This window comes from Streptomyces sp. DSM 15324, from assembly GCF_001514285.1.
In the GTDB taxonomy this organism is placed as follows: Bacteria; Actinomycetota; Actinomycetes; order Streptomycetales; family Streptomycetaceae; genus Streptomyces.
Window position 1 is genome coordinate 466,704 of the sequence record NZ_KQ949028.1, and the last position, 25,386, is coordinate 492,089.

Annotated in this window: 20 protein-coding genes and 1 pseudogene; 14 read left to right on the forward strand and 7 right to left on the reverse strand. The window is 73.9% G+C overall.

What is annotated here, in order from left to right; genetic code table 11:
• Nucleotides 1-64: 64 nt before the first annotated feature.
• The 9 genes from AQJ58_RS21710 to AQJ58_RS21745 all read left to right on the forward strand — a co-directional run bounded on the left by AQJ58_RS21710 (nt 65) and on the right by AQJ58_RS21745 (nt 8,847).
• Nucleotides 65-1,042: an amino acid ABC transporter permease gene (locus AQJ58_RS21710; protein ID WP_067252467.1), complete on the forward strand. Its 978-nt coding sequence runs from the start codon at nt 65-67 to the stop codon at nt 1,040-1,042.
• Nucleotides 1,039-1,893: an amino acid ABC transporter ATP-binding protein gene (locus tag AQJ58_RS21715; RefSeq protein WP_420712172.1), complete on the forward strand. Its 855-nt coding sequence runs from the start codon at nt 1,039-1,041 to the stop codon at nt 1,891-1,893. The genes AQJ58_RS21710 and AQJ58_RS21715 overlap by 4 nt, the downstream gene beginning before the upstream one ends.
• Nucleotides 1,894-1,982: 89 nt before the next feature.
• Nucleotides 1,983-3,008 carry a transporter substrate-binding domain-containing protein gene (locus AQJ58_RS21720; protein ID WP_067252469.1) on the forward strand — a complete coding sequence of 342 codons (1,026 nt, stop codon included), beginning with the start codon at nt 1,983-1,985 and terminating at the stop codon, nt 3,006-3,008.
• A 70-nt stretch (nt 3,009-3,078) separates the two neighbouring features.
• Nucleotides 3,079-3,828: a GNAT family N-acetyltransferase gene (locus AQJ58_RS21725; RefSeq protein ID WP_067252471.1), complete on the forward strand. Its 750-nt coding sequence runs from the start codon at nt 3,079-3,081 to the stop codon at nt 3,826-3,828.
• A 77-nt stretch (nt 3,829-3,905) separates the two neighbouring features.
• Nucleotides 3,906-3,971, forward strand: coding sequence for a putative leader peptide (locus AQJ58_RS45665; RefSeq protein ID WP_322724904.1), 66 nt, complete (start codon nt 3,906-3,908; stop codon nt 3,969-3,971).
• 69 nt (nt 3,972-4,040) lie between these two features.
• On the forward strand, nt 4,041-5,231 hold the full coding sequence (locus AQJ58_RS21730; RefSeq protein WP_067252473.1) for an LLM class flavin-dependent oxidoreductase: 1,191 nt from the start codon (nt 4,041-4,043) through the stop codon (nt 5,229-5,231).
• Between the two features lie 22 nt (nt 5,232-5,253).
• On the forward strand, nt 5,254-6,630 hold the full coding sequence (locus AQJ58_RS21735; RefSeq protein ID WP_067252474.1) for an NtaA/DmoA family FMN-dependent monooxygenase: 1,377 nt from the start codon (nt 5,254-5,256) through the stop codon (nt 6,628-6,630).
• Complete coding sequence (locus tag AQJ58_RS21740) at nt 6,627-7,709, forward strand: LLM class flavin-dependent oxidoreductase (RefSeq protein WP_067252475.1); 1,083 nt, start codon at nt 6,627-6,629, stop codon at nt 7,707-7,709. The genes AQJ58_RS21735 and AQJ58_RS21740 overlap by 4 nt, the downstream gene beginning before the upstream one ends.
• The gene (locus AQJ58_RS21745; protein WP_067252477.1) at nt 7,702-8,847 is read left to right on the forward strand and encodes an LLM class flavin-dependent oxidoreductase; all 1,146 of its coding nucleotides are present in this window, start codon (nt 7,702-7,704) and stop codon (nt 8,845-8,847) included. Before AQJ58_RS21740 ends, AQJ58_RS21745 begins: the two co-directional genes overlap by 8 nt.
• 28 nt (nt 8,848-8,875) lie before the next feature.
• On the opposite strand, the gene AQJ58_RS21750 is transcribed toward AQJ58_RS21745, so the two are convergent.
• Together AQJ58_RS21750 and AQJ58_RS21755 are read right to left on the reverse strand one after the other, a co-directional pair.
• Nucleotides 8,876-10,369, reverse strand: coding sequence for an MFS transporter (locus AQJ58_RS21750; RefSeq protein ID WP_199844640.1), 1,494 nt, complete (start codon nt 10,367-10,369; stop codon nt 8,876-8,878).
• A gap of 189 nt (nt 10,370-10,558) precedes the next feature.
• Nucleotides 10,559-11,644 (reverse strand): beta-glucuronidase AbsR1, encoded by a 1,086-nt coding sequence (locus AQJ58_RS21755; RefSeq protein ID WP_067252478.1) that lies wholly within the window; start codon nt 11,642-11,644, stop codon nt 10,559-10,561.
• A 96-nt stretch (nt 11,645-11,740) separates the two neighbouring features.
• Here AQJ58_RS21755 and AQJ58_RS21760 point away from each other — a divergent pair, with 96 nt between their 5' ends.
• On the forward strand, nt 11,741-13,555 hold the full coding sequence (locus AQJ58_RS21760) for a LuxR C-terminal-related transcriptional regulator (RefSeq protein ID WP_067252480.1): 1,815 nt from the start codon (nt 11,741-11,743) through the stop codon (nt 13,553-13,555).
• 69 nt (nt 13,556-13,624) lie between these two features.
• Here the strand turns inward: AQJ58_RS21760 and AQJ58_RS21765 are convergent, their stop codons facing one another.
• Nucleotides 13,625-16,189: a CHAT domain-containing protein gene (locus AQJ58_RS21765; RefSeq protein WP_067252659.1), complete on the reverse strand. Its 2,565-nt coding sequence runs from the start codon at nt 16,187-16,189 to the stop codon at nt 13,625-13,627.
• A 335-nt stretch (nt 16,190-16,524) separates the two neighbouring features.
• Here AQJ58_RS21765 and AQJ58_RS21770 point away from each other — a divergent pair, with 335 nt between their 5' ends.
• From AQJ58_RS21770 to AQJ58_RS21780, 3 genes are read left to right on the forward strand one after another with little or no spacing between them, the layout of a single operon-like run.
• The gene (locus AQJ58_RS21770; protein WP_067252482.1) at nt 16,525-17,937 is read left to right on the forward strand and encodes a S8/S53 family peptidase; all 1,413 of its coding nucleotides are present in this window, start codon (nt 16,525-16,527) and stop codon (nt 17,935-17,937) included.
• A gap of 19 nt (nt 17,938-17,956) precedes the next feature.
• The gene (locus tag AQJ58_RS21775; RefSeq protein WP_199844642.1) at nt 17,957-18,595 is read left to right on the forward strand and encodes an RNA polymerase sigma factor; all 639 of its coding nucleotides are present in this window, start codon (nt 17,957-17,959) and stop codon (nt 18,593-18,595) included.
• Nucleotides 18,596-18,600: 5 nt separating this feature from the next.
• A complete protein-coding gene (locus tag AQJ58_RS21780) occupies nt 18,601-19,158 on the forward strand; it encodes a hypothetical protein (RefSeq protein ID WP_234360163.1) in 558 nt (185 codons plus the stop codon).
• Between the two features lie 15 nt (nt 19,159-19,173).
• On the opposite strand, the gene AQJ58_RS21785 is transcribed toward AQJ58_RS21780, so the two are convergent.
• On the reverse strand, nt 19,174-19,974 hold the full coding sequence (locus AQJ58_RS21785; protein ID WP_067252485.1) for an N-formylglutamate amidohydrolase: 801 nt from the start codon (nt 19,972-19,974) through the stop codon (nt 19,174-19,176).
• Nucleotides 19,975-20,072: 98 nt separating this feature from the next.
• Between AQJ58_RS21785 and AQJ58_RS44560 the strand changes: the two are divergent.
• A pseudogene (locus AQJ58_RS44560) lies at nt 20,073-20,413 on the forward strand (DUF5713 family protein).
• On the opposite strand, the gene metX reads toward AQJ58_RS44560, so the two are convergent.
• From metX to AQJ58_RS21800, 3 genes are all read right to left on the reverse strand, one after another.
• Nucleotides 20,391-21,557 (reverse strand): homoserine O-acetyltransferase MetX, encoded by a 1,167-nt coding sequence (gene metX, locus AQJ58_RS21790; protein WP_079079090.1) that lies wholly within the window; start codon nt 21,555-21,557, stop codon nt 20,391-20,393. The pseudogene AQJ58_RS44560 and the gene metX sit on opposite strands and share 23 nt — an antisense overlap.
• Complete coding sequence (locus AQJ58_RS21795; protein WP_067252487.1) at nt 21,558-22,868, reverse strand: bifunctional o-acetylhomoserine/o-acetylserine sulfhydrylase; 1,311 nt, start codon at nt 22,866-22,868, stop codon at nt 21,558-21,560.
• Nucleotides 22,869-23,061: 193 nt separating this feature from the next.
• The gene (locus AQJ58_RS21800) at nt 23,062-25,281 is read right to left on the reverse strand and encodes an NADP-dependent isocitrate dehydrogenase (RefSeq protein ID WP_067252488.1); all 2,220 of its coding nucleotides are present in this window, start codon (nt 25,279-25,281) and stop codon (nt 23,062-23,064) included.
• Nucleotides 25,282-25,386: the final 105 nt, after the last annotated feature.

The following is a 25,386-nucleotide window of genomic DNA, read 5'->3' on the forward strand; positions in this document are numbered from 1 at the left end:
TGATCCCCGCCGGCTCGTCACTCCTGCGTCGGTCCGGGGTGCCCGACTCCTGCCGGAGCCCACCATGAGTGAACCCCCAGGCGCCGTGACCCTTGCCGAGGCGCCGGTCGCCGACACCCCGTCAGACAAGCTCACCGCACAGCGAGTCCAGCCCCTGCGCCGCCCGGGACGCTGGATCGCCACCGCCGTGGTGCTGGTCCTGGTGGCCCAGTTCGTGCACGGCCTCGTGTCCAACCCGTTCTACCAGTGGGACCGCTTCGGCTACTGGTTCCTGCGCCCCGTGATCCTCGACGGGCTGATCGTCACCCTCGAAGTCACGTTCTACAGCGCGGTGCTGGGCCTGCTCGGCGGCATCCTGCTCGCCCTCGCCAGGCTCTCGAAGTCCCCCGTGCTGCGGGCCGTCAGCTGGACCTACGTCTGGGCGCTGCGCTCCATCCCGCTGATCGTCGTCCTGCTGTTCCTGTACAACTTCAGCGCCCTATACCAGACGCTCAGTCTCGGCGTCCCCTTCGGCCCCGCGTTCTTCACCTTCGACGAGTCCCGGCTCGCCACCGACATGGTGATCGCGGTCGTCGGCCTCAGCCTCAACGAGGCCGCCTACGCCGCCGAAGTGGTCCGCGGCGGCATCCTCTCCGTCGACCAGGGCCAGCAGGAGGCGGCCGCCGCCCTCGGCCTGCCGAAGGTCTACCAGTTCCGCCGGATCGTCTTCCCGCAGGCGCTGCGCTCGATCGTGCCGAACTACGTCAACCAGCTCATCGGCCTGGTCAAGTCCACCTCGCTGGTGTTCTACGTCTCGCTGCTCGACCTGTTCGGCACCGCGCAGACCATGGGCGCCACCTACCCCGGCGACATCGTGTCGCTGCTGCTGGTCGTCACCGTCTGGTACCTGATCCTGACCAGCCTCGTCTCCGTCGTCCAGTTCTACGTCGAGCGGTACTACGCCCGGGGCGCCACCCGCTCCCTGCCGCCGACGCCGTTGCAGCAGCTGCGGACCGGTCTTACCGACCTCCGCGCCCGCATCCGCCGGGAGGCCGCCGTATGACCACCGAGACCACCGCCACGACCGAGACCACCACCGAGACCACCGGGACGGTCGAGACCGGCGGTCCCGGCCCGGTCGACGCCGCCGTGGCGCCCGCCGCCGTCGAGGTGCACGACGTGCACAAGTGGTACGGCTCCCACCGCGTCCTGGACGGCGTCAGCCTCACCGTCCGGCCGGGCGAGGTCACCGTGATCCTCGGCCCGTCCGGCTCCGGCAAGTCCACCCTGCTCCGGGTCATCAACCACCTGGAGAAGCCGGAGATCGGCCACGTCAGCGTCAACGGCGAACTGATCGGCGTCCGCCGGCACGGCGGCCGACTGCGCGAGGTCAGCGAACGCGTCATCCTCGCCCAGCGCAGCCGGATCGGCTTCGTCTTCCAGAACTTCAACCTCTTCCCGCACCTGACCGTGCTGGACAACGTCGCCGCCGCCCCCGTGGCGACGGGCCGGCTCGGCAAGCCCGAGGCGCAGGAACTCGCCCGCGAACTCCTCGGCCGGGTCGGTCTCGCCGACAAGGCCGGCGCCTACCCCCGCCAGCTCTCCGGCGGCCAGCAGCAGCGCGTCGCGATCGCCCGTGCCCTCGCCCTGCGCCCCGGCGTCATCCTCTTCGACGAGCCGACCTCCGCCCTCGACCCCGAGCTGGTCGGCGAGGTCCTCGCCGTCATCAAGGACCTGGCGACCAGCGGCACCACCCTCGTCATCGTCACCCACGAGGTCGGCTTCGCCCGCGAGGTCGCCGACAAGATCGTCTTCATAGACGGCGGCCGGATCGTCGAACAGGGCCCGCCCCACGAGGTCCTCGACAATCCGCAGCACGAGCGGACCCGGGACTTCCTCAGCAAGGTCCTCTGACCGAGCCCACGACCTCCCCCCACACCAGCCCCCCATTCACCACCGCTTTCCCTCCCCTGTCTCATCGCAACCAGTCACAAAGGACGGCCATGGCCACCCACTTCACCCGACGCAGCCTGATTCGCGGCATCACCGCGGCGACCGCGGTCGCCACCCTCGCCACCGGGCTCGCCGCCTGCGGTGGTGAGAGCGACGCCGCCACCACGGCCGGATCCGCCGCCTCCGGCAGCGTGACCATCGGCCGGGTCTCCAACGGCGCCGCGAAGGAGACCACCCTGAAGGTCTCCGAGGTCAAGTCGATCAGCGCCGAACTGCCGGCCGCCGTGAAGAAGAGCGGCAAGCTCACCATCGGCATCGGCGCCCTGCCCTCCGGATTCGCCCCGCTCGCCTACGTCGGCGACGACCAGAAGACCCTCACCGGCGCCGAGCCCGACTTCGGCCGCCTGGTCGCCGCGGTCCTCGGGCTCAAGCCCGAGACGAAGAACTTCACCTGGGAGAACCTCTTCGTCGGCATCGACAGCGGCAAGGTCGACGCCGCGTTCTCCAACGTCACCGACACCGAGGAGCGCAAGAAGAAGTACGAGTTCGCCTCCTACCGGCAGGACAACCTCGGCTGGGAGGTGAAGAAGTCCAGCACGTGGAACTTCGACGGCAACTACAAGAACCTCGCCGGCCTCACCGTCTCCGTCGGCTCCGGCACCAACCAGGAGAAGATCCTGCTGGAGTGGAAGAAGAAGCTCGAGGCCGAGGGCAAGAAGCTCACGATCAAGTACTACCCGGACCGCAACGGCCTCTACCTCGCCCTCAGCAGCGGCAAGATCGACGCCTACTTCGGGCCCAACCCCGGCATCGCCTACAACGTCTCCCAGACCGCCGGAACCGCCAACGCCACCCGCAACGCGGGCACCTTCTCCGGCGCCGGTGAGACGCTCCAGGGCCTGATCGCCGCCACCGCCAAGAAGGACAGCGGCCTGGCCAAGCCGCTCGCCGACGCCATCAACTACCTCATCGAGCACGGCCAGTACGCCAAGTGGCTGGCCGCGTACAACCTCTCCAACGAGGCCGTCACCAAGTCGGAGATCAACCCGCCCGGCCTGCCGCTGGACAACTCCTGATACGCCGTCATGCGCTTTCTGTCGCAGGCGAGTTGAGTTAGCGACCCCACCAGGAAGGGACTCCGCCTCCGTGGCTTCCCCGATCGACCTCCGCGGAGGCGGAGCCCCCGCCGCCACCCCACCGCACCCCCTCGACAACGCCGTCTGGGCCGCCCTCACCGGCCCGCACGCCCACCTCGCCGAACGCGTCGGCCGCGCCGCCCGCTACCCGGCCGACGTCTACGCCTTCGCCGCCCTCGCCGATCCCCGGGACCCGGTCGCCTGGGCCGACCTGCACACCCTCGCGGGCGACGGCGCCACCGTATGGGTCAAGCCCGTGGCGGGCGTTCCCGACGGCTGGCGGATCACCGGCGGCGGTGAGGGCGTCCAGCTCGTCTCCACCGAGGAGTTCCGCACCGAGCCCGCCCCCGAGGCCGTACGCCTCGGACCCGACGACGTGCCGGAGATCCTCGACCTCGTCGCCCGCACCCGGCCCGGCCCGTTCCTGCGGCGGACCGTCACCCTCGGCACCTACCTCGGCATCCGCGCGCAGGGCCGTCTCGTCGCCCTGGCCGGCGAACGCCTCCGCCTCGACGGCTGGACCGAGATCAGCGCCGTCTGCACCGACCCCGCGTACCGCGGCCGGGGCCTGGCCACCCGGCTGGTCCGCGCGGTCGGCCACGGCGCCCGGGCCCGCGGCGACATCCCCTTCCTGCACGCCGCCGCCGGCAACACCACGGCGATCCGCCTCTACGAGTCCCTCGGCTTCCGGCTCCGCCGGCGCTCCGCCGTCGTCTCGGTGCGCACCCCGGGAACACCCGGCGCGACGGGGGCGTTGTGACACGTGACGAGGTGTGGACGGCGCCGCGGGGCGCCCGGACGGGGGAGGTGCCGGCCGTGACGCTCATACGCCAGGCCGTGCGCCTCCACTCCCGGCCCCACATCGACCTCCAGCGCGTGGCCGGCGCGCTCTGTTGCTCCTGACCGGTTCCCCCCGCCGCACCCTCGCCGGGGTGACGTGCGCCCCCGTACGGACCTCCAGGAAGGCACCCCGTGTCCTCGAACCCCGTCTCTCCCCTGCACCTCGCCGTCGCCCTCGACGGCACCGGCTGGCACCCCGCCTCGTGGCGCGAGCCGGTCGCCCGTCCCCAGGAGCTGTTCACCGCCGGCTACTGGGCCGACCTGGTCGCCGAGGCCGAGCGCGGCCTGCTCGACTTCGTCACCCTGGAGGACGGCCTCGGCCCCCAGTCCTCCCACACCCTCGACCCGGACGACCGCACCGACCAGGTGCGCGGCCGCCTCGACGCCGTGCTCGTCGCCTCCCGTGTCGCCCCGCTCACCCGGCACATAGGCCTGGTGCCGACGGCGGTGACCACCCACACCGAGCCGTTCCACATCTCCAAGGCGATCGCCACCCTGGACTACGTCAGCACCGGCCGCGCCGGACTGCGCGTCCAGATCACCGCCCGGCCCGCCGACGCCGACCACTTCGGCCGCCGTACGATCCCCCGTATCGACGACTACCACGGACCGGTGGTGACGGAACTCTTCGACGAGGCCGCCGACTACGTCGAGGTGGTGCGCCGCCTCTGGGACAGCTGGGAGGACGACGCCGAGATCCGGGACGTGGCCACCGGCCGCTTCATCGACCGCCACAAGCTGCACTACATCGACTTCGAGGGCCGCCACTTCAGCGTCAAGGGCCCCTCGATCACCCCCCGCCCGCCGCAGGGCCAGCCCGTGGTGGCCGCGCTCGCCCACGCCACCGTCCCGTACCGGCTTCTCGCCCGCGCCGCGGACGTCGGCTTCGTCACCCCGCACGACACCGACCAGGCCCGCGCCGTCGTCGCCGAGATCCGCGCCGAGCAGCAGACCGCGGGCCGCGCCGCCGAACCCCTGCACGTCTTCGGCGAACTCGTCGTCCTCCTCGACGACGACCCCGCCGAGGCCGCCGCCCGCCGCGACCGCCTCGACACCCTCGCCGGCGAGGCGTACACCAGCGACGCCCGGATCTTCGCCGGCACCCCCGCCCAGCTCGCGGACCTCCTCCAGGAGCTGGCGGAGGCCGGGCTGACCGGATTCCGGCTGCGCCCCGCCGTCGTCGGCCACGACCTGCCCGCCATCACCCGCGGCCTGGTCCCCGAACTCCAGCGCCGCGGCGTCTTCCGCCGGGCCTACGAGGCCGACACCCTGCGCGGACTGCTCGGCCTGTCCCGCCCCGCCAACCGTTACGCCGCAGCCTGAGCCGGACGGAGAGCCGACCACCATGAGCAAGCCCCTGAAGCAGATCCATCTGGCCGCCCACTTCCCCGGCGTCAACAACACCACCGTGTGGAGCGACCCGAAGGCCGGCAGCCACATCGAGTTCAGCTCCTTCGCCCACTTCGCGCGCACCGCCGAACGCGCCAAGTTCGACTTCCTCTTCCTCGCCGAGGGCCTGCGCCTGCGCGAACAGGGCGGCAGCATCTACGACCTGGACGTGGTCGGCCGCCCCGACACCTTCACCGTCCTCGCCGCGCTCGCCGCCGTCACCGACCGCCTCGGCCTGACCGGCACCATCAACTCCACCTTCAACGAGCCCTACGAGGTGGCCCGCCAGTTCGCCAGCCTCGACCATCTCTCCGCCGGCCGCGCCGCCTGGAACGTCGTCACCTCCTGGGACGCCTTCACCGGCGAGAACTTCCGGCGCGGCGGCTTCCTCCCGCAGGACGAGCGCTACTCCCGCGCCAAGGAGTTCCTGGCCACGGCCACCGAACTCTTCGACTCCTGGCAGGGCGACGAGATCGTCGCCGACCAGGCCACCGGTACCTTCCTGAGCGACGCCAAGGCCGGCTCCTTCGTCCACGAGGGCCACCACTTCGACATCCACGGCCGCTTCAACGTCCCGCGCAGCCCCCAGGGCCGTCCGGTGATCTTCCAGGCCGGCGACTCCGACGAGGGCCGCGAGTTCGCCGCGTCGAGCGCCGACGCGATCTTCAGCCGGTACGCCCAGCTGGAGACCGGCCAGGCGTTCTACACCGACGTCAAGTCCCGCCTCGCCAAGTACGGCCGCCGCCCCGACCAGCTGCTGATCCTGCCGGCCGCCAGCTTCGTCCTCGGCGACACCGACGCCGAGGCCGAGGAGATCGCCAAGGACGTGCGCCGCCGCCAGGTCAGCGGCGCGACCGCCCTCAAGCACCTGGAGTTCGTCTGGAACCGGGACCTCTCCTCGTACGACCCCGAAGGCCCCCTCCCCGACGTCGACCCGGTGGTCGGCGAGGAGCACATCTCCCGGGGCCGCGCCCAGGTCCGCATGTACCGGGACCCGCTGGCCGTCGCCCGCGAGTGGCGCGAGCTCGCCGAGGCGAACAACTGGTCCATCCGCGACCTGGTGATCGAGACCGGCAACCGGCAGAACTTCGTCGGGACGCCGCAGACCGTCGCCGACACCATCAACGACTACGTCCAGGCGGATGCCGGCGACGGTTTCATCCTCGTCCCGCACATCACCCCCACGGGCCTCGACGAGTTCGCCGACAAGGTCGTCCCGCTGCTCCAGGAGAAGGGCGTCTTCCGCACCGAGTACGAGGGCACCACCCTGCGCGACCACCTCGGCCTCGCCCACCCGGACGACGAGACGGCCGCCGACCGGGCCGCGTCGTGAGGTTCCTCGCCATCACGCTGATCGTGCACCGCCCGGACCCGGTCACCGGCGTCCTGAAGTCCACCCAGGACCGCTTCCGGGAAGTGCTCGACAACGCCCTGCTCGCCGAGGAGCTCGGCTTCGACGGCTTCGGCGTGGGGGAGCGGCACGAGCGGCCGTTCCTCTCCTCCTCGCCGACCGTCGTCCTCGGCCACATCGCCGCCCTCACCAGACGCATCCGCCTGTTCACCGCCGTCACCACCCTCAGCCTCCTCGACCCGGTCCGCGCCTACGAGGACTACGCCACCCTCGACCATCTTTCGGGCGGCCGGCTGGAGCTGATCATCGGCAAGGGCAACGGCGCCGCCCAGCGGGAGCTGTTCCAGGTCACCCCCGAGGACCAGTGGGAGCGCAACGCCGAGAGCTACGAGGTGTTCCGGCGGATCTGGCGAAACGACAGGGTGACCGCGCACACCCGCTTCCGTCCGCCGCTGAAGGACGCCGAGGTGTGGCCGCGGCCGTACCAGCGGCCGGTCCGGGTCTGGCACGGCAGCGCCACCAGCCGGGAGTCCGTCGACCTCGCCGCCCGCTACGGCGACCCGCTCTTCTCGGCGAACGTGACCCACCCCGTCGAGCCGTACGCCGAACTGATCCGCCACTACCGGGAACGCTGGGAACACTACGGCCACGACCCGGCCGCCCTCGCCGTCGGCGCCGGGTCGGCCGGACTCCTCGTGACCCGCACCTCCCAGGAGGCGCTCGACGTGTACCGGCCGGTCTTCGAGGCGAACCTGGCCTTCCAGAGGCGGACCGGACTGCCGGTGGTCTTCGAGACACTGGAGGACTTCGTCGAGCGCAGCTCCGCCCTCATCGGCAGCCCACAGCAGATCATCGACAAGGTCCACCGCTACCACGAGCGGCTCGGCCACACCGTGCTGCATCTGCACGCGGACGCGGGCGGCCTCCCCGACGGCCGCCACCGCGACTCGCTGGAGCTCTTCCAGTCGCAGGTCGCTCCGGTGCTGCGCAAGGAGATACCCGACCCGCCGTTCACCTGGGGCCCGGTGCGCCCCGCCACCGAGGAGCCGGCCCATGCCTGAGATCCCCCTCGGCGTCCTCGACCTCGTCCCGGTCTCCTCCGGATCGACGGCCGCGGACGCCCTGCGCAACTCCGTCGACCTGGCCCGGCACACCGAACGCCTCGGCTACGCCCGCTACTGGTTCGCCGAACACCACCTCAACCCGGGCGTCGCCGGTACGTCCCCCGCGGTCGTCCTCGCCCTCACCGCCTCGGCCACCTCCACGATCCGGCTCGGCTCCGGAGCGGTGCAGCTCGGCCATCGCACGGCCCTCAGCACGGTGGAGGAGTTCGGCCTGCTCGACGCCCTGCACCCCGGCCGCTTCGACCTGGGCCTCGGCCGCTCGGGCGGCCGCCCGCAGGTCGAGCCCACACCCCCACCGCCCACGGCCACCCCGGTCGTGGACGGCCGCGCCCCGGGCGGCCTGCTGATCCCGCCGCGCTTCTCCTTCGAAGGCATCCTCGGCTCACCCCGGTTCGCGCTCCAGCGCAAGCTGCTCCTCCTGCCGCACGCCGAGCCCCAGGACTACGCCGAGCAGATCGACGACATCCTCGCCCTGCTGGCCGGCACCTACCGCTCCCCGGAGGGCGTCGAGGCGCACGTCGTGCCCGGTGAGGGCGCCGAGCTGGAGCTGTGGATCCTCGGCAGCAGCGGCGGGCAGAGCGCCGAGGCGGCGGGCGCCCGCGGTCTGCGTTTCGCGGCGAACTACCACGTCAGCCCGGCCACCGTACTGGAGGCGGTGGACGCCTACCGGGCCCGCTTCAAGCCCTCCGACACCCTCGCCGCGCCCTACGTCAGCGTCTCCGCCGACGTCGTGGTCGCCGAGGACGACACGAGAGCCCACGAGCTCGCCGCCGGCTACGGGCCCTGGGTGCGCAGCATCCGCACCGCCGAGGGCGCCATCCCCTACCCGACCCCCGAGGAGGCCCGCGCCCACCCCTGGACCGAGGAGGACCGCGCGCTCGTGCAGGACCGCCTGGACACCCGGTTCGTCGGCAGCGCGGCCGCGGTCGCCGACCGGCTGGAACAACTCAGGGAGGCCACCGGCGCCGACGAACTCCTCGTCACCACGATCACCCACGGCCACGCCGACCGGGTCCGCTCCTACACCCTCCTCGCCGAGGAGTGGCGCAGACGCGGTCACGCCCCGGCGGCGTAGGGCGGCCGGGGCGGGGACGGCACGCGCCTCACGCCGCCGGGTCGTGCGGACGTCTCGGTGTACGGCGGTTCGCCGGAGCGGCGGTCACGGGCTCGGGCGCGACCGCCGGAGACGGCCCTCCGGCCTCGGCGGGCTCCCGCCGCAGCACCGCGCTCAGCACCAGCCCCGCCCCCAGCAGCCCCGCGCACACCAAAGACGCCACCGCGAACGCCGTCCTCGGCGCCCCCTCCGCCCCCGTCGACCCCCGCAGATAGATCCCTGAGACCGCGCTCAGGCACACCGCCGCGGCGATGCGCTGGGCCATCTGCAGGATGCCGCCCGCCACCCCCGCCGCCTCGGCGGGCGCGTGCTGGAGCACCCGGGCCTGGTTGGGGGAGACGGCCAGACCGCCCGCGACCCCCGAGCCCAGCTGGACCACCGCCAGCGCCACGGGCAGCGCGGCGTCGGGCAGCCGCGTCGCCGCCAGCGCGCCGCCCAGCAGCGCGACGATCCCCAGGGCCAGTCCGGCGGTGACCGTGTGCGTGCCGATCCGGCGCACCACCCGCCAGGCCACCGCCGACGACACCCCCATGGCGACGGCCGACGGCAGGGTCACCGCCGCCGTGGTGAGCGCCGACAGGCCGAGCCCGCTCTGCAGGAACAGCGTCAGCACCAGGCCCGCCGCCATCGACGAACCGAACTGCGCCATGGCGACCACCGTGCCGAGCGCGTACGGCGCAGACCGCACCAGCGACGGGTGCACCAGCGGCACCCGGCCCCGCCGTACCCGCCACCACTGCCCCAGCACCAGAGCGCCCGCCGCCGCGAGCGCGGCCGCCGTCCAGAGCACGACGGCCGGGCCGCCGCCGGGCGTCCTGATGAACGGCAGCATCAGCGACAGCGTCAGCGCGGCGACGCACACCAGTCCCCACAGGTCCGGGCGGCCGGGCGCGGCGAGGCGCCGGGGCGGGGGCAGCCGGCGGGCCGCCAGCCACCAGGTGAGCATCCCGCACGGCGTGCTCAGCAGCAGGCACAGCCGCCAGCCCGGGTCCGGACCGCACAGCGCGACCAGGGCACCGCCGAGCGCCGGACCGAGCGCCGCAGCCACCCCGCCGGTGACGGCGTACAGACCGAGGGCGCGCGCCCGGTCCACCCCCCGGAAGACGTCCTGGAGGGTGCCGATCACCTGGGAGTTCACCAGACCCGCACCCGCGCCCTGCGCCAGCCGGGCCACCACCACCGTGCCGGGCCGCGTCCCGGTGGCCGCGATCACACCGCACACGACGAACGCGGCGAGGCCGAGCAGGAACAGGTGTCTGCGGCCGCGCGCATCCCCGAGACTGCCGCCGGGCACCAGGGCGATCCCGAAGGCGAGCGAGTAGCCGGAGACGATCCACTGCACGTCCGTGGCACCGGCGGACAGCGACTGACGCAGCGCCGGCACGGCGATGTTGAGGACCGACTGGTCCAGCAGGGTGGTCGCCCCGGCTGCCAGACAGACCGTCAGCACCCGCCGGGCCGCGCGATCCTCTCCCGGGAGCATGCCGTCATGATCACACCGTGCGGGACCCGCCGTCCCGCCGCCCGTCCGGCTGTTCGCACGACCGCAACACGCCGTTCGCACCGGGCCCGTACGCCGGTGCGGCCGGGGCTCGTCTCCCTCCCCCGAAGGCGACGAGCCCCGGCCCTTCCCCCGGCGCCGGACAGTGGTCCGTACGCGGTCCCGTGCCGCTCACCAGCACATGACCGCCGTCTCGCCCGAACCCCAGCCGGAGTACAGGCGGACCCGCACGAAGTAGCGGCGGCCCTTGACGAGGCGGGCCCTGAGCGTGGCGTTGAGTGGGGTGCCGCCGTCGTCCCGGCCGGCGAGGAAGCGGGGTTCGCCGTCCCGTTCCTCGAAGACCACCACGACCGTGTCGCCCTCCCCGAAGGTGCCCACCGTGTAGGTGCGGGTCTCCCGCGGCTCCACGGTGAAGTCGGCCTGCTCACCGGGGCCCAGCGACAGCGCCACCGAGCGGAACGGCACCAGCGCCGGCGGCCGCGGCGCCTCCGGCGGCGGGTACCAGCGCAGCACGAACTCCTTGTCCAGCGGGGAGAGCGCCCCCGGCGGGTGGATCCCGCCCCGGAACTGCTCCGGCTCCAGGATCAGCCCCGCCGCGAAGGGGTACTCCATCACGGACTGCGGATCCCACACCGAGCCGTTGACCTCGGCGGGGTCCAGCTTGCGCAGGACGTTGAAGAACGTGCGGTCCCGGCTCCAGTGGTTCGGCGGGCCCGCCAGGTCGGCGTAGACCGCCTCGTCGTCCCAGTGGATGCCGGCCAACGGGCTCTGGTGCTCGTGCTGCATGCCGAGCGCGTGCCCGATCTCGTGCAGGGCCGTCGCCCGCTCTCCGGGAGCGGTCAGGTCCCAGCCGAAGTTCATGGTCCGCTCGTTGAGCCCCGCGAGCAGCGCGTCCCGGCCCACCGCCGACCAGGACCCGTCCCCCTGCTGGAAGCCGATGCGCAGCTCCGCCTCCGAACGGTCGGCGACCTCGGCGAACGACACCCCGAGCCCCAGCCCGGCCCACTCGCCGAAGCAGTCGCGCACCACGTCCCGCTGGGCCTCGCCGCCGACCCAGGACACCCGCCGGGTGCCCCCCGAACCCGGCACCTGGATCACCGAGGCATCGCTCTCGCCGGCGAAGAAGTGGTAGTGCAGGACCGTGCCGTTGACCCACATCCGGCGCGCGCTCATGAGCGCGCCCAGCCGCTCGGCGGCCAGCCCCGGCGCGAAGGCGGGGGCCGGCTGCGGCGCGAGCGAGCAGTAGCGGGCGGTCACGGGCCCCAGCCTGCCGTGGCGGCCCGGCCGGGCGCCTGAGTCGGGGGCTACTCAAGTCGGCCTGTATCAGACCCGAGCAACCGGACTCCTGCTGACGTGACGACGATCGAGACGCATGCCGGGGCCCTGCGCCCCCCGTTGCCGTTCACCGGCCGGCAGGAGGAACGGGAGCTGGTGCGCCGTGCGCTGGCGGCGGGCCGGCCGGGCCTCGTGCTCACCGGGCCGGCGGGCTGCGGCCGCACCCGGCTGGCGGCCGAGGCGGTCCGCGCCACCGACTGCGTCCGGGTGGCCGGCACCCCCGGCGCCCGGGGCACCGCCTTCGCCGCCTTCGCCCACCTGCTCCCCGAACGCGTCACCCTGCACCGGGCCGTCCGGCTCCTGTCCGACACGCGGGTGCTGCTGGTCGACGACGCCCATCTGCTCGACGACGCCTCCGCCGCGCTGCTGCACCAACTCGCCGTCCGGGGCCGCACCCGGCTCCTGGTCGTCGTCACCGAGGGCGTCGCCGCCCCGGACGCCGTCACCCGGCTGTGGACCGGCGAACTGCTGCCCCGGCTGGTCCTGGAGCCCCTCCCCGCCGAGGACGTCGCCCAGTTGCTCACCGCCGACGCGGGCGGTCCCCTCGCCCCCCTCACCGTCGGCCGGCTGCACCGTCTGTGCCGGGGCGACCTGCGTCTGCTGCGCGACCTGCTGGCCGCCGTACGCGAGGAGGGCCTGCTCACCGCGGTGCCCGGCACCGGGGAGCAGGCCTGGCGCGGCCGGGTCCCGCTGACCCCCACGCTCCGCGAACGCGCCGCCCCCGTCCTCGCCCGGCCGTGCCCGCAGGAACGCGAGACCCTCGACCGGCTCGCCTTCGCGGAGCCCCTGCCGCTGCCCGTGGACACGCTCGACCTGCGGGTCCTCGAACGTCTGGAGGCGGACGGCCTGATCGAGGCGGACGGCCTGACCGAGCGGGACGGCCTGATCGAGCGGGACGACCTGATCGAGGGGGAGAGGCTGACCGAGGGGGAGGGCCTGATCGAGGCGGACGACGGCGGGCCCGCGACCGTACGCCTGGCCGACCCGCTGCACGGTCCCGTGCTGCGCGCCGCCGCCGGACGGCTGCGCGCACGCCGGCTGGCCGCCGGCCGCCGGCCCCTGGACGAGGCCCTCGACGCGGAGGCGGCCGCCCTGGCCGACGGCATCGCCCGCGCCGACCTCCGCTCCGGGCGGGCCCCGGTGGGGGAGTGGCTGGTCGCCGAGGCGGAGACCGTCCCGCCCGGGTACGCGGCCGTCCGCGCCCGCCACGCCCGCCTGCGCGGCCGACCCCGCGAGGCCGCGGCCTGGGCGCGGGAGGGCCTCGCCGGCGCGGCGCGGGACGCGGCATGCCTGCGCGAACTCGACCTGGCGGCGGCGGAGTCGGGCCGCGCGCAACTGGTCCGCGACGGCGACCCCTACACCGCCGTACGCCTCGGCGCCCCCGGCGAAGCCCTCGGTCTCCTGCCGCCCGGCAGCGTCTTCGCCCGGCACGCCCGGGCCCTCGCCGACGCCGACGGTCCCGCCCTGGACCGGGTCGCCGGGGACCTGGCGGAGCGCGGGTTCCTGCTGTTCGCGGCGGAGGCGCACGCCCAGGCGGTACGGCTCCACCGCGACCCCACCGCCGCCCGCACCGCCCGCACCCGCGCCGTCGCCCTGGCCCGCCGCTGCCCGGGCGCGCGCACGCCTGCGCTGTCCGGGCCTGCCCTGGGCGAACTCACCGCCCGGCAACGGCAGATCGTCACCCTCGCCGCCGCCGGACTGAGTAACCGTCAGATCGCCGAGCGGCTCACCCTGTCCGTCCGCACGGTCGGCAACCACCTCTACGGCGCCTACACCCGCCTCGGCGCCGGCGACCGGGCGTCCCTGCCCTGCCTGCTGGAGCAGCCCGCCTAGGGCGTCGTGTGAAGAGCTCGCCCTCGTCGCCGTGGCGCTGCTCCTCGCCGCCCTGGCGGCCGCGGCTGGTCACGCCGCCCCGAACGCAGTGAACGCCCACCCCGTCGCCTGGTGCAGCGCGTCCCCCGGCAGGGCGGCCCGGGCGTCGCGCAGCGCCTCGGCGAGACTCGCGCCGTCGCCGAGCCCCTTGTGCAGCGCCAGCATCAGCGGCACCACCGCCGCGTCGTTCACCGGCGCACTGCTCGCCACCACACCCGCCGTGCCCAGGGGCAGCAACGCGGTGACCAGACCGAGGAGTTCGTCGGCGCCGACCGAGGCGAGCCGGGCGGTGTCGCAGCTGGAGAGGATGATCCGGTACGGGCTGCGGGCGAGCCGCTCGAAGTCATGGACGATCAGCGGGCCGTCGGCCATGCGCAGCGCCGAGAACATCGGGCTGTCGGCACGGAAGGTGCCGTGCGCGGCGATGTGCGCCAGCGCCGCCCCGTCCAGCTCCCGCAGCACCCGGTTGCCGTGCGCGTCGGCCTGTTCCAGCACCGTGGCCCTGCCGTACCGCCCCGCCACCTCCGGCACCTCCGCGCCCCCGGTCGCCAGCCCCGGGCCGCGCACCAGGACCTGCCGGCCGCCCGGCGGCGGCTCGGTGTCCCGGGCCCGCAGCCAGGCGCTCGCCGACGGCGACACGCTCACCACCCGCTCGCGCAGCGAGGGCAGCAGCGCCCAGGGCACCCGGTGCAGCCGCGCCGGGGGCACCACCACCACCGGCCCCGTGCCCAGCAGCCGCGCCGCCTCGCCCAGCAGCAGTTCCTCCAGCCGGCGCCCCGCCGCCTCGGCCACCGGCAGCCGTGCCTCCCCGCCCGGGTGGGCCAGCCGGCGCAACGCCGCCTGCACGTACTCGGCCTCGCGCTCCGCCTCCGCCAGCAGCCCGCCGGTGAACCGCCGCACCCGCCCCCCGCCGCACAGCAGCACCTGCACCCGCCCGTCCAGCACGGCGAGTTCGACCAGCCGCCCGTCACCGAGCCGGTCCAGGAGCCGGCCCGCGTCGAACCGGCCGCCGTACCCCGGCGCATGCCCGCGGATGTGCAGGGTCCGGGAGCGGATCTCCCGCTCCAGCCGCCGCTGCTCCCGTTCCAGGGCGGGCACCGGACGCCCGTCCATCCGGGCCTCCTCCGCGCGCGCCGCGATCACCCGGAACGCGGTCAGCCCGCTCAGCAGCGCCGGATCGGCCGGCGGCCGGGTCGGCGGCGTGGACAGGGCCGTCGCCCGCCAGCGCTCGCTCCACTCCAGCAGCCGGCGGGGCCCGCCCCGCTCCAGGCTCACCTGCTGGGCCAGCGCGGCCAGTTCGGCCCCCTGCGCGGTGGCCCGGGCCCGCAGCTCCGAGGCGCCCAGCGTCGTACGGTGGTCGTCGAGGACGGCGAGTCCGCGTCGGCAGGCCTCCAGCACCCCCCGGTCCGACCCGGTGGCCCGGGCCCGCAGCGCCTGGGCCGCCCAGCCCGTCATCCGCGCCAGCGGCGGCCCGCTGCGCCGGCTGCGCGCGGCGACCTCCAGATACCGTTCGGCGTCCGCCGACCAGTCCAGGCCGAGCGCGATCCGGCCCGCCAGCAGCCAGGCCTCCGGCGCCGCCGGTGCCCCGAAGGACGACAGCCGCTCCGCCACCCTGACCGTGTCGGCGACCAGCCGCCCCGAACCGCGCCCGGCCGCCACGCGCGCGTCGATCAGCACGAGCCGGGCGTGCGCCTCCCACCAGGTGCGCCGCTGCCCGGCGAACAGCCGCACCGCCACCGCCGCCCGTGCGATCGCCGTACCCGGATCGCCCGCCAGCCGTGCGGCCTTGGCGGCGGCCAGCAGCAGTTCCGCCTTACGGGTGGACTGGCCGCCGATGCCGTCCAGGACCGCCGTGGCCGCGTCCGCCTCGGCCAGGGCCTCCGGCGCCAGCCCGGCCGCCATCAGCACCTCGCAGCGGCGGATGTTGAGCATGAAGGTGGGCGTGCCGAGCTTGGCGTACCGTTCCTCGGCCTCGTCGAGGAGCCGCAGCGCCGCCGGGACGTCCCCCGAGCGGAACGCGGCCAGACCCCGGCTCTCCACCGCGTCCGCCTTGTCGTGCTCCTGGCCCGTGGTGTCCCACAGCGCCTCGGCCGCCGTGAAGTCCGCCTCCGCCCGCTCCACCGCCCCGAGCGCGAGGTGCACGGTGGCGCGCAGGGTCAGCGCGCGCGCCGTCCAGATCACGTCGTCCGCCTGCCGCAGCACCGGGATCGCCCGCCGTACGTCCTCCAGCGCCTCCGGGTGGTGCCCGAGCACCCACCACGAGTAGGCCCGCCGGTACAGCACGCGCGCGCGGGTGTGGCCCGTCCCGCGCGCGATCCCCCGCTCGAAGGCCGTCAGGCCCTGCCGGGTGCGGCCGGCGTGCACCAGCGCCACCCCGAGCGTGGCCAGCACGTCCGCCTCGCGCTCCGCGGAGTCCGCGCGCGCCGCCAGGTCGCGGGCGCGCCGCAGATGGTCCAGGGCGAGCCGCATGTCGCCCCAGTCGCGCTGCCAGATGCCGATCACCTGGTGCGCGACCGAGGCGCGCAACGGCGTCGGATCGGTGTCGAGCACCCCCTGCGCCCGCGACAACGCGTCGTTGGGGGCGGCGAACACCATCGGCAGCAGTTCGAGAACCGGGTCGTTTCCCGCTGTCACTCCACGGATGGTAGTGCTCCGCACGGCAGGCCACACCGGTCGGGAGCGGTATCGGCCGTCGTCGCCGTCGGGGGGAGGAGGGAGGGAGGCGGGCAGGGCAGCGCGGCAGGGCGGCGGGGGACGGCGGGGGACGGCAGGGCGGGGCGCCGGGACGGGGCGCCAGGGCGGGGCGTACGCACACAAGTACGCCACCCCGTTCCGCAACCGCACCACCGTCCCCGCCGTCGCACCACCTGTATCAGCGGACCGCCCGGCGGATCACACTGACGACCCACCGGCCAGGGGGAGGACACGGCATGGCACCACGGCGATTCCACGAACAGTTCGACCAGATCCAGCGCGCGCTGCCCGGCGTACCGCTCGCGATGGGACCCGACGACTCCGCCGAGTTCATCTACGAGAAGGGCGTCGTCCTCGCCCGTGACGGAGAGGAGGCGCAGGTCGTCGAGGACACCGTCCGCGCCCACTTCACCGCGACGGAGGGCCTGACCGCCGACGACGTCCGGCGCGCGGGACCGCGCACCAACCGCTCCGGCATCACCCGCATCCGGGTCGGCGACCCCGGCCGGGGCGACCGCACCGCCGACCACGCCGTCGCCGGCGCCGTGCGCGCCCTGCGCGAGGCGGAGGGCCGTACCGGACGCCGCCTGGTCAGCCGCAACCACGTGGTGTCGATCGCCGTCAACGCCTGCCCCGGCGACGAGCCCGTGCCCGCCCCGGCCGCCGGTCTGCCCAACCCCGCCCCGGCCGAGGGCGGTCACGACCCGGACTCCGCCGTCGGCGTCCTGGTGGTCGACACCGGCCTGATGCACGACTACCGCTCCTACCCGCCGCTCGCCCGCACCGACGGCGACCTCCAGATCCGCGAGACCGACGAGGAGGGCGTCCTCCAGCAGTACGTCGGCCACGGCACGTTCATCGCCTCGCTGGTCGCGGCCGTCGCGCCCCACACCGACGTCACCGTGCGGAACACGCTCAACGACTGCGGGGCCGTTCTGGAGGACGAGTTCGGCGAGAAGCTCTTCGACGCCGTGGAGCAGGGCGGCTGGCCGGACATCCTCAGCCTCTCCGCCGGCACCTCCAACGGAAGGCCCGACGGACTCCTCGGCCTCGACGCCTTCCTGCGGGCCCTGCGCGCCCAGCGCACCCTCCTGGTGGCGGCCGCCGGCAACAACGCCAGCGCCACCCCCTTCTGGCCGGCCGCCTACGGCTCGCTTCCCGAGTACGCCGACGCCGTGCTGTCGGTCGGCGCGCTGCGCGCCGACGGCGAGTTCGGCGCCTGCTTCAGCAACCACGGCCCCTGGGTCCGGGTCTACGCCCCCGGCGAGCGCCTCACCGGCGCCCTCACCGGCTTCGCCACCCCTGTCCCGTACGTCTACCAGCACTCCACCTACGACAGCTGCCGCTACGGCTTCGGGTACGCCTGCACCTGCCGCTCCCCGCGCCACACCGGCGTGCTGAGCGACGGTTCGGGCAAGCCGGACCAGGTGATGTTCGAGGGGTTCGCCTCCTGGAGCGGGACCTCTTTCGCCACCCCCCTGGTCGCCGGGCTCGTCGCCGCCCACATGACCGCGAACAAGGAGACCGATCCCCGTGCCGCCGCCCGTCAACTGCTCGAAAACAATGCCGAGTTCGCCGAGGTGCGCGGGGCGCACGTCCCGGCGCTGCGCCCGGCCGGCTGGCGTCCGGCCCCGGTCGGCGCGTCCTGAGCGGGCCGGCGGGAACCGCATGAGGTCCGAAGGAGCACCCGTCACGGCGTACGATGACAGGCCGTACACGAGGGGTGGGGCCGTGGACCGTACAGATGTCGGCGCGCTCGTCCGGTCGGCCGTCGACGGCGAAACGGCGGCCTGGAAGGCGCTCGTGGAAGGGCTGAGTCCGCTGGTGTGGTCGGTCGTGCGCGCACACCGGCTCTCCGAGGCCGACGGACACGAGGTCTACCAGACCGTGTGGTTCCGCTTCGCCCAGCACCTCGGCCGGATCCGCGAGCCGGAGAAGGCGGGCTCGTGGCTCGCGAGCACCGCGCGCAACGAGTGCCTGAAGGTGCTCAAGAGTTCGAGACGGCTGACACCGACCGACGATCCGCAGCTGCTGGACCGCGCCAGCGACGAACCGACGCCCGAGCAGTCGGTCCTCGACTCGGAGGAGGCGGCCGCGCAGAGCGAGCGCGTCCGTTTCCTGTGGCAGGAGCTCGAAGCGCTCGGCGACCGCTGCCGGCAGCTGCTGCGGGTGCTGGTCTCCTCGCCCCCGCCCAGCTACCAGGAGGTGTCGAGCGCGCTCGGCATCGCCGTCGGCAGCATCGGGCCGATGCGCCAGCGATGTCTGCGCCGTCTGCGGGCCCGACTCGACGCACGGGGAGCACGGTGAACGGCATGAGTGACGACAGGTTCGGCGACCGGTTCGACGACCGGTTGGGCGGCAGGTTCGGCGACCGGGCCGACGGCCGGGTGGACGACGGGCTCAACGACGGCTTCGAGGAGGGTTTCGAGGACGACGAGTTCGACCTCGGGAGCCTGGAGGAGGAGCTGCGCCAGACCGTGGCCATCCTCGATCCGGTCCCGGCTGAGCTGCGCCGGATCGCCGTCGAGGCGTACGCGCTGCACGACCTGGACGCCCGGGTCGCCGAGTTGACCTTCGACTCGCTGACCGACGCGATCCCCGTCAGGGGAGCCGGGGACGTACCGCGGATGCTGACCTTCCACAGCGGTGGCCTCACGGTCGACGTGGAGGTGTCCGAGGACGGCCTGCTGGGGCAGCTGCTGCCGCCGCAGTCCGCGTCGGTCGAGGTCCTGCACGGCCCGCGCGCGGGGGCCGCGCTCACCGCCGACGCCATGGGCCGCTTCGCCTGCCCCACCCCGCCCACCGGCCCGTTCGCCCTGCGGCTGCGGACCGGCGGCGAGGTGGTCGTCACGGAGTGGATGCGGGCCTGACCGGGACGGCCGCCCTCAGGAGACGGCGTCCACCAGGGCCGCGAGGGCCGCGGCCAGCCGGGGCAGTCCCGCCCCGGCCGGCCCGCCCGGCTCGCTCATGTAGGTGTCCCGCCGGATCTCGACCATCAGCGCGGACACCGCGGGCTCGCGCCCGTAGTGCTCCAGCGGGACGTACGTCCCGGCGAACGGACTGTCCAGCCCGGTCCGCCCGACGCCCGCGAACGCGGCCCGCGCGGCGGCGAGCAGTTCCGGCGGGGTGTGGAAGGCGTCGGTGCCCAGACAGACCGGCGGACGCGACCCCGCGCCGTGCAGCTCGTAGGGCAGCCGCTCGGTCGGATACGAGTGCACGTCGACCACGACCGCCCGCCCGACGGCCGCGAGCCGCTCCCGCACCGCCTCGGTCATGGCGTCGGCGTACGGCCGGAAGTAGCGCTCGACCAGCGGCCCGGGGTCGTGGCCGTCGCCCCGCAGTGCCTCCCCGTGCGTGGTCCGCGTGTACACGGCGCCCATCCCCACGGCCCGCATCTCCTCCCGCTCGTCCGGGAACCGCTCCGGATCGACGACCAGCCGCGACAGCCGGTTGACGAACCGCCAGGGCGTCACCTCCGCCAGCCGGGCCGCCTCCCCGGCGATCGCGTCGGTGTGCGCGTCGGTGATGTGGTCCAGCTCCCGCTCCAGCGCCGCGTCGTCGAGCACGATGCCCGCCCGCACCCCGGCCGGTATCTCCCGCGCCGCGTGCGGCACATGCAGGATCACCGGCGAGGCGGCCGCTCCGGGGAGGAGGGCGAAGGAGGGGGCGGCTGCGGCAGGGGGCATCGGGCGGCTCCGGGGCGTTGTCGGTGGTGTGCTGCATGATCGGTGGTGTGGCTGCACCAGCCATCACAACACGACGGGGCGCGCGGGCGGGGACGGGCATGGCAGTGACGAACGAGCAGGTGGCGGGGCACGCGTTCCTGAAGGCGCTGTACCGGGACGCCTCCTACCCCGACCCCGTCGTGGACCGCGGCCGGGCCGTCCTGCTCCGCCTGTGCGAGCGCGTCGAGGCGGAGCGGCCCGCGGACCTCGACGGGCTGTACACCCTGACGCATGCCGCGACCGAGGAGTTCAACGAGCTCCAGGACGCCTTCTGGGAGGCCGGCAGCGAGATCGAGACGGTGGCCCGGGAGGAGAGAGCCGAGGACTTCTGGTTCGTCGCCCGGGCCTACGGCTTCGCCGACGCGGACTGGAAGAGCTCATCGCCACCCGGGACTGGTGACCGCCGGCCCGAGGATCTCCCGCACGAGCGCGGCGACCTGGTCCGTCTCGATCAGGAACCCGTCGTGGCCGTACGGCGACCCGATCACCCGGAGCCGGTCGGCGGACGGGATCAGGGTCGCCAGCTCGGCCTGCTGGGCGAGCGGATAGAGCCGGTCGGAGTCCACGCCGGCCACCAGGGTGGGCGCGCTCACCCGGCGCAGGGCCGCCCGCGCCCCGCCCCGGCCCCGGCCGACGTCGTGCGCGTTCATCGCCTCGGACAGCACCACATAGCTGGCCGCGTCGAACCGCCGTACCAGCTTGGCCGCGTGGTGGTCGAGATACGAGCCCACCTGGTAGCGCCCGCCCCGCCAGGGGTCCTCGCTTCCCTGGGGCGCACGGCCGAAGCGGGTCTCCAGCTCCGGCTCGCTGCGGTAGGTGACATGGGCGAGCCGGCGGGCGAGACCGAGCCCGGTGTGGGGGCCGCGGCCGGTGTCGTGGTAGTCGCCGCCCTGCCAGTGCGGGTCGGCGCGCACGGCCCCGGTCTGGATCTGCGCCCAGGCGATCTGCTCCGCGCTCGCCGCCGCCGTGGTGGCGAGCAGCAGCAGGGCGCCGACGCGCTCGGGGCGGGACACGGCCCACTCCACCGCCCGCATCCCGCCCATCGAGCCGCCGACGACCAGCGCCCAGCGCGCCACGCCGAGGGCGTCCGCGAGGTGCGCCTCGGCGGCGACCTGGTCGCGCTGGGTCAGGAAGGGGAAGGACCCGCCCCAGCTGCGGCGCCCGTCGGGACGCGCCGAGGCCGGGCCCGTACTGCCCTGACAGCCGCCGAGCACATTGGGCGCGACGACGAACCACTGGTCGGTGTCCAGCGGCCGCCCCGGACCGACCAGGGCGTCCCACCAGCCGGCCGTCGGATGCCCCGGTCCGGCCGCCCCCGCGACATGGCTGTCCCCGGTGAGCGCGTGCAGGACCAGGACGGCGTTGGAGGCGTCGGGGGCGAGGCTGCCCCAGGTCTCGAACGCCAGCCGGACGCCCGGCAGTTCACCGCCGGCCTCCAGGGCGAGGGGCCGCTCGGCCCGGTACCAGCGCCGCCGCCCCGGCGGGTCCCCCTCCCGCCAGGCCCCGGTGGCCGGCGGCAGGGCGACCTCCTTCGGCAGCGTCACCTAGGCGCCCTTGGCGGCGCGGAAACCGGCCTCCAGGTCGGCCTTGAGATCGGCGAGGTTCTCGATGCCGACCGACAGCCGCACCAGGCCCGGGGAGGTCCCGGTCGCCGCCAGCTGCTCCTCGTCGAGCTGGCTGTGGGTCGTGGAGGCCGGGTGGATGATCAGGCTGCGCACATCGCCGATGTTCGCCAGATGGCTGAACAGCTCCACCGCGTCCACGAACCGCTTGCCCGCCTCGATGCCGTCCCGCAGCTCGAAGGAGACGATCGCGCCCGCGCCCTGCGGCAGGTACCTGCGGCCCGCGTCGTACCACGGGCTGGACTCCAGGCCCGCGTAGTGGACGGCGGCGACCTCGTCCCGCTGCTCCAGCCACTCGGCGAGCGCCAGCGCGTTCGCCGAGTGCCGCTCGATGCGCAGGCTCAGCGTCTCCACCCCCTGGAGCAGCAGGAACGCCGAGTGCGGGGAGAGCGCCGGACCGAGGTCGCGCAGCAGCTGCACCCGCAGCTTGATCGCGTACGCGCCCGGGCCGAGCGCCGGCCAGTAGCGCAGGCCGTGGTAGCTGGGGTCGGGCTCGCTGAAGTCGGGGAAGCGCTCCGGGTGCGCGCCGAAGTCGAAGGTGCCGGCGTCCACCACCACACCGGCGATCGTGGTGCCGTGTCCGCCGAGGAACTTGGTCGCCGAGTGCACGACGACGTCCGCGCCGTGCTCGATCGGCCGCACCAGGTAGGGCGTCGGCACGGTGTTGTCCACGATGAGCGGGACACCCGCCGCGTGCGCCACGTCCGCGACCGCGCGGATGTCGAGGACGTTGCCGCGCGGATTGCCCAGCGACTCCGCGAACAGCGCCTTGGTGTTCGGCCGGATCGCCGCCCGCCAGGCCTCTGCGTCGTCCGGGTCGTCCACGAACGACACCTCGATGCCGAACCTCGGCAGGGTGTGCCGCAGCAGGTTGTACGTGCCGCCGTACAGGGACGTGCTGGACACGATGTGGTCGCCCGCGCTCGCCACCGTGAGGATCGCGAGGGTCTCCGCCGCCTGCCCGGAGGCCAGCGCGACGGCGGCCACGCCGCCCTCCAGCGCCGCGATCCGCTGTTCGAGGACGTCCTGGGTGGGGTTGTGGATCCGGGTGTAGATGTTGCCCGGCTCGGCGAGGGCGAACAGGTCGGCGGCGTGCTGGGTGTCCCGGAACACGAAGGACGTGGTCTGGTAGATCGGGGTGGCGCGGGCGCCGGTGACCGGATCGGGGGCGGCTCCGGCGTGGATCTGCCGGGTCTCGAACGACCAGGCCGAGGGGTCGGACTGCGTGCTCATGGTGCTCCTCGTGCTCCTCGTGCTCTGCGTGCGGGGTGAGAGCGGGGGACGTGCGAGGAGGAAAGCACGGCCGGACGGGCCCGAACCGATCTGTAAAAAACATGACATCCGACTGACACAGTCGACACGGTCGACACAAAAGCCGTGCCCCGGCCGGGAGTTGCCGGCCGGGGCACGGGGGAGCGGGAGCGGGTCAGCTCAGCGACGCGAGCGCCTCGTTCCAGGTGGCCGACGGACGCATGACCGCCGCCGCCTTCGCCGGGTCGGGCTGGTAGTAACCGCCGATGTCGGCGCCCTCGCCCTGGACGGCGTTCAGCTCGTCGACGATGGTCTGCTCGGCCGCGGTGAGCGTCTCGGCGAGCGGCTGGAAGGCCTTGGCCAGCTCCGCGTCGTCACTCTGGCGCGCCAGCTCCTGCGCCCAGTACAGGGACAGGTAGAAGTGGCTGCCCCGGTTGTCGATGCCGCCGACGCGACGGGTCGGGGACTTGTCCTCGTTGAGGAAGGTCGCCGTGGCGCGGTCGAGGGTGTCGGCGAGGACCTGGGCGCGGGCGTTGCCGGTGGCCGTGGCGTAGTGCTCGAAGGCCGGCACGAGCGCGAAGAACTCGCCGAGGGAGTCCCAGCGCAGGTAGTTCTCCTTGACCAGCTGCTGGACGTGCTTGGGCGCGGAGCCGCCGGCGCCGGTCTCGAACAGACCGCCGCCCGCCATCAGCGGGACGACCGACAGCATCTTGGCGCTGGTGCCCAGCTCCAGGATGGGGAAGAGGTCGGTCAGGTAGTCACGCAGCACGTTGCCGGTCACCGAGATGGTGTTCTCGCCGCGGCGGATGCGCTCCACCGACAGCTTGGTGGCGTCGACGGGGGCGAGGATCCGGATGTCCAGGCCCTCGGTGTCGTGCTCCGGCAGGTAGGCGTTGACCTTGGCGATCAGGTTGGCGTCGTGCGCGCGGGTCTCGTCCAGCCAGAAGACGGCCGGGTCGCCGGTGGCGCGGGCGCGGGTGACGGCGAGCTTCACCCAGTCCTTGATCGGGGCGTCCTTGGTCTGGCAGGCGCGGAAGATGTCGCCCTCGGCGACCGGCTGCTCGATCAGGACGTCACCGGCCTGGTCGACCAGGCGGACCGTGCCCGCGGCCTTGATCTCGAAGGTCTTGTCGTGGGAGCCGTACTCCTCGGCCTTCTGCGCCATCAGACCGACGTTCGGGACGGAGCCCATGGTCGACGGGTCGTAGGCGCCGTGCGCGCGGCAGTCGTCGATCACGGCCTGGTAGACGCCGGAGTAGGAGGAGTCCGGCAGCACCGCGAGGGTGTCCGCCTCCTGGCCGTCCGGGCCCCACATGTGGCCCGAGGTACGGATCATGGCCGGCATCGAGGCGTCGACGATGACGTCGGACGGCACGTGCAGGTTGGTGATGCCCTTGTCGGAGTCGACCATCGCGAGGGCGGGGCCCTCGGCGAGCTCGGCGTCGAAGGAGGCCTTGATCGCGTCGCCCTCGGGGAGGGAGGCGAGGCCGCCCAGGATGCCGCCCAGACCGTTGTTCGGGGACAGGCCGGCGGCGGCGAGCACGGCGCCGTAGCGCTCGAAGGTCTTCGGGAAGAAGGCACGCACCACGTGGCCGAAGACGATCGGGTCGGAGACCTTCATCATCGTGGCCTTCAGGTGCACCGAGAACAGCACGTTCTCGGCCTTGGCCCGGGCGATCTGCGCGGTGAGGAACTCGCGCAGCGCGGCCACGTGCAGCACGGACGCGTCGACGACCTCGCCCGCGAGGACCGGCACGGACTCGCGCAGGACGGTGGTGGTGCCGTCCTCGGCGACCAGCTCGATCCTGACCGAACCGGCCTCGGAGATCACCACGGACTTCTCGGTGGAGCGGAAGTCGTTCTCGCCCATCGTCGCCACGTTGGTCTTGGACTCGGGGGTCCAGGCGCCCATGCGGTGCGGGTGGGTCTTGGCGTAGTTCTTGACCGACGCGGGGGCGCGGCGGTCGGAGTTGCCCTCGCGCAGGACCGGGTTCACCGCGGAGCCCTTGACCTTGTCGTAGCGGGCCTGGATCTCCCGCTCCTCGTCGGTCTTCGGGTCGTCCGGGTAGTCCGGCAGCGCGTAGCCCTTGCTCTGCAGCTCGGCGACGGCGGCCTTGAGCTGGGGGATCGACGCCGAGACGTTCGGCAGCTTGATGATGTTGGCCTCGGGCGTCTTGGCCAGTTCGCCGAGCTCGCTCAGCGCGTCCGGGATGCGCTGGTCCTCGGTCAGGTACTCCGGGAACACGGCGATGATGCGCCCGGCCAGCGAGATGTCCCGCGTGGTCACGGCGACACCCGCCTGCGAGGCGTATGCCTGGACCACCGGCAGGAAGGAATACGTCGCCAGGGCCGGGGCCTCGTCAGTGTGCGTATAGATGATGGTCGAGTCAGTCACCGGGTGCTCCGCTCCACGTCTGCAACATTGCTCGACATCAAGATATCTCGTGACGCGGGCGGGCTCGACAGGGGTCCGCCGGGGTCCGCTCACACCTTCCCGCCG

Bases quoted from the DNA above. Each gene is read 5' to 3' on its own strand.
- AQJ58_RS21710 (WP_067252467.1), top strand. From the start codon at position 65: ATGAGTGAACCCCCAGGCGCCGTGACCCTTGCCGAGGCGCCGGTCGCC.
- AQJ58_RS21715 (WP_420712172.1), top strand. From the start codon at position 1,039: ATGACCACCGAGACCACCGCCACGACCGAGACCACCACCGAGACCACC.
- AQJ58_RS21720 (WP_067252469.1), top strand. From the start codon at position 1,983: ATGGCCACCCACTTCACCCGACGCAGCCTGATTCGCGGCATCACCGCG.
- AQJ58_RS21735 (WP_067252474.1), top strand. From the start codon at position 5,254: ATGAGCAAGCCCCTGAAGCAGATCCATCTGGCCGCCCACTTCCCCGGC.
- AQJ58_RS21745 (WP_067252477.1), top strand. From the start codon at position 7,702: ATGCCTGAGATCCCCCTCGGCGTCCTCGACCTCGTCCCGGTCTCCTCC.
- AQJ58_RS21750 (WP_199844640.1), bottom strand. From the start codon at position 10,369: ATGCTCCCGGGAGAGGATCGCGCGGCCCGGCGGGTGCTGACGGTCTGT.
- AQJ58_RS21765 (WP_067252659.1), bottom strand. From the start codon at position 16,189: ATGGTGTTCGCCGCCCCCAACGACGCGTTGTCGCGGGCGCAGGGGGTG.
- AQJ58_RS21770 (WP_067252482.1), top strand. From the start codon at position 16,525: ATGGCACCACGGCGATTCCACGAACAGTTCGACCAGATCCAGCGCGCG.
- AQJ58_RS21775 (WP_199844642.1), top strand. From the start codon at position 17,957: ATGAGGTCCGAAGGAGCACCCGTCACGGCGTACGATGACAGGCCGTAC.
- AQJ58_RS21780 (WP_234360163.1), top strand. From the start codon at position 18,601: ATGAGTGACGACAGGTTCGGCGACCGGTTCGACGACCGGTTGGGCGGC.
- AQJ58_RS21785 (WP_067252485.1), bottom strand. From the start codon at position 19,974: ATGCCCCCTGCCGCAGCCGCCCCCTCCTTCGCCCTCCTCCCCGGAGCG.
- AQJ58_RS21795 (WP_067252487.1), bottom strand. From the start codon at position 22,868: ATGAGCACGCAGTCCGACCCCTCGGCCTGGTCGTTCGAGACCCGGCAG.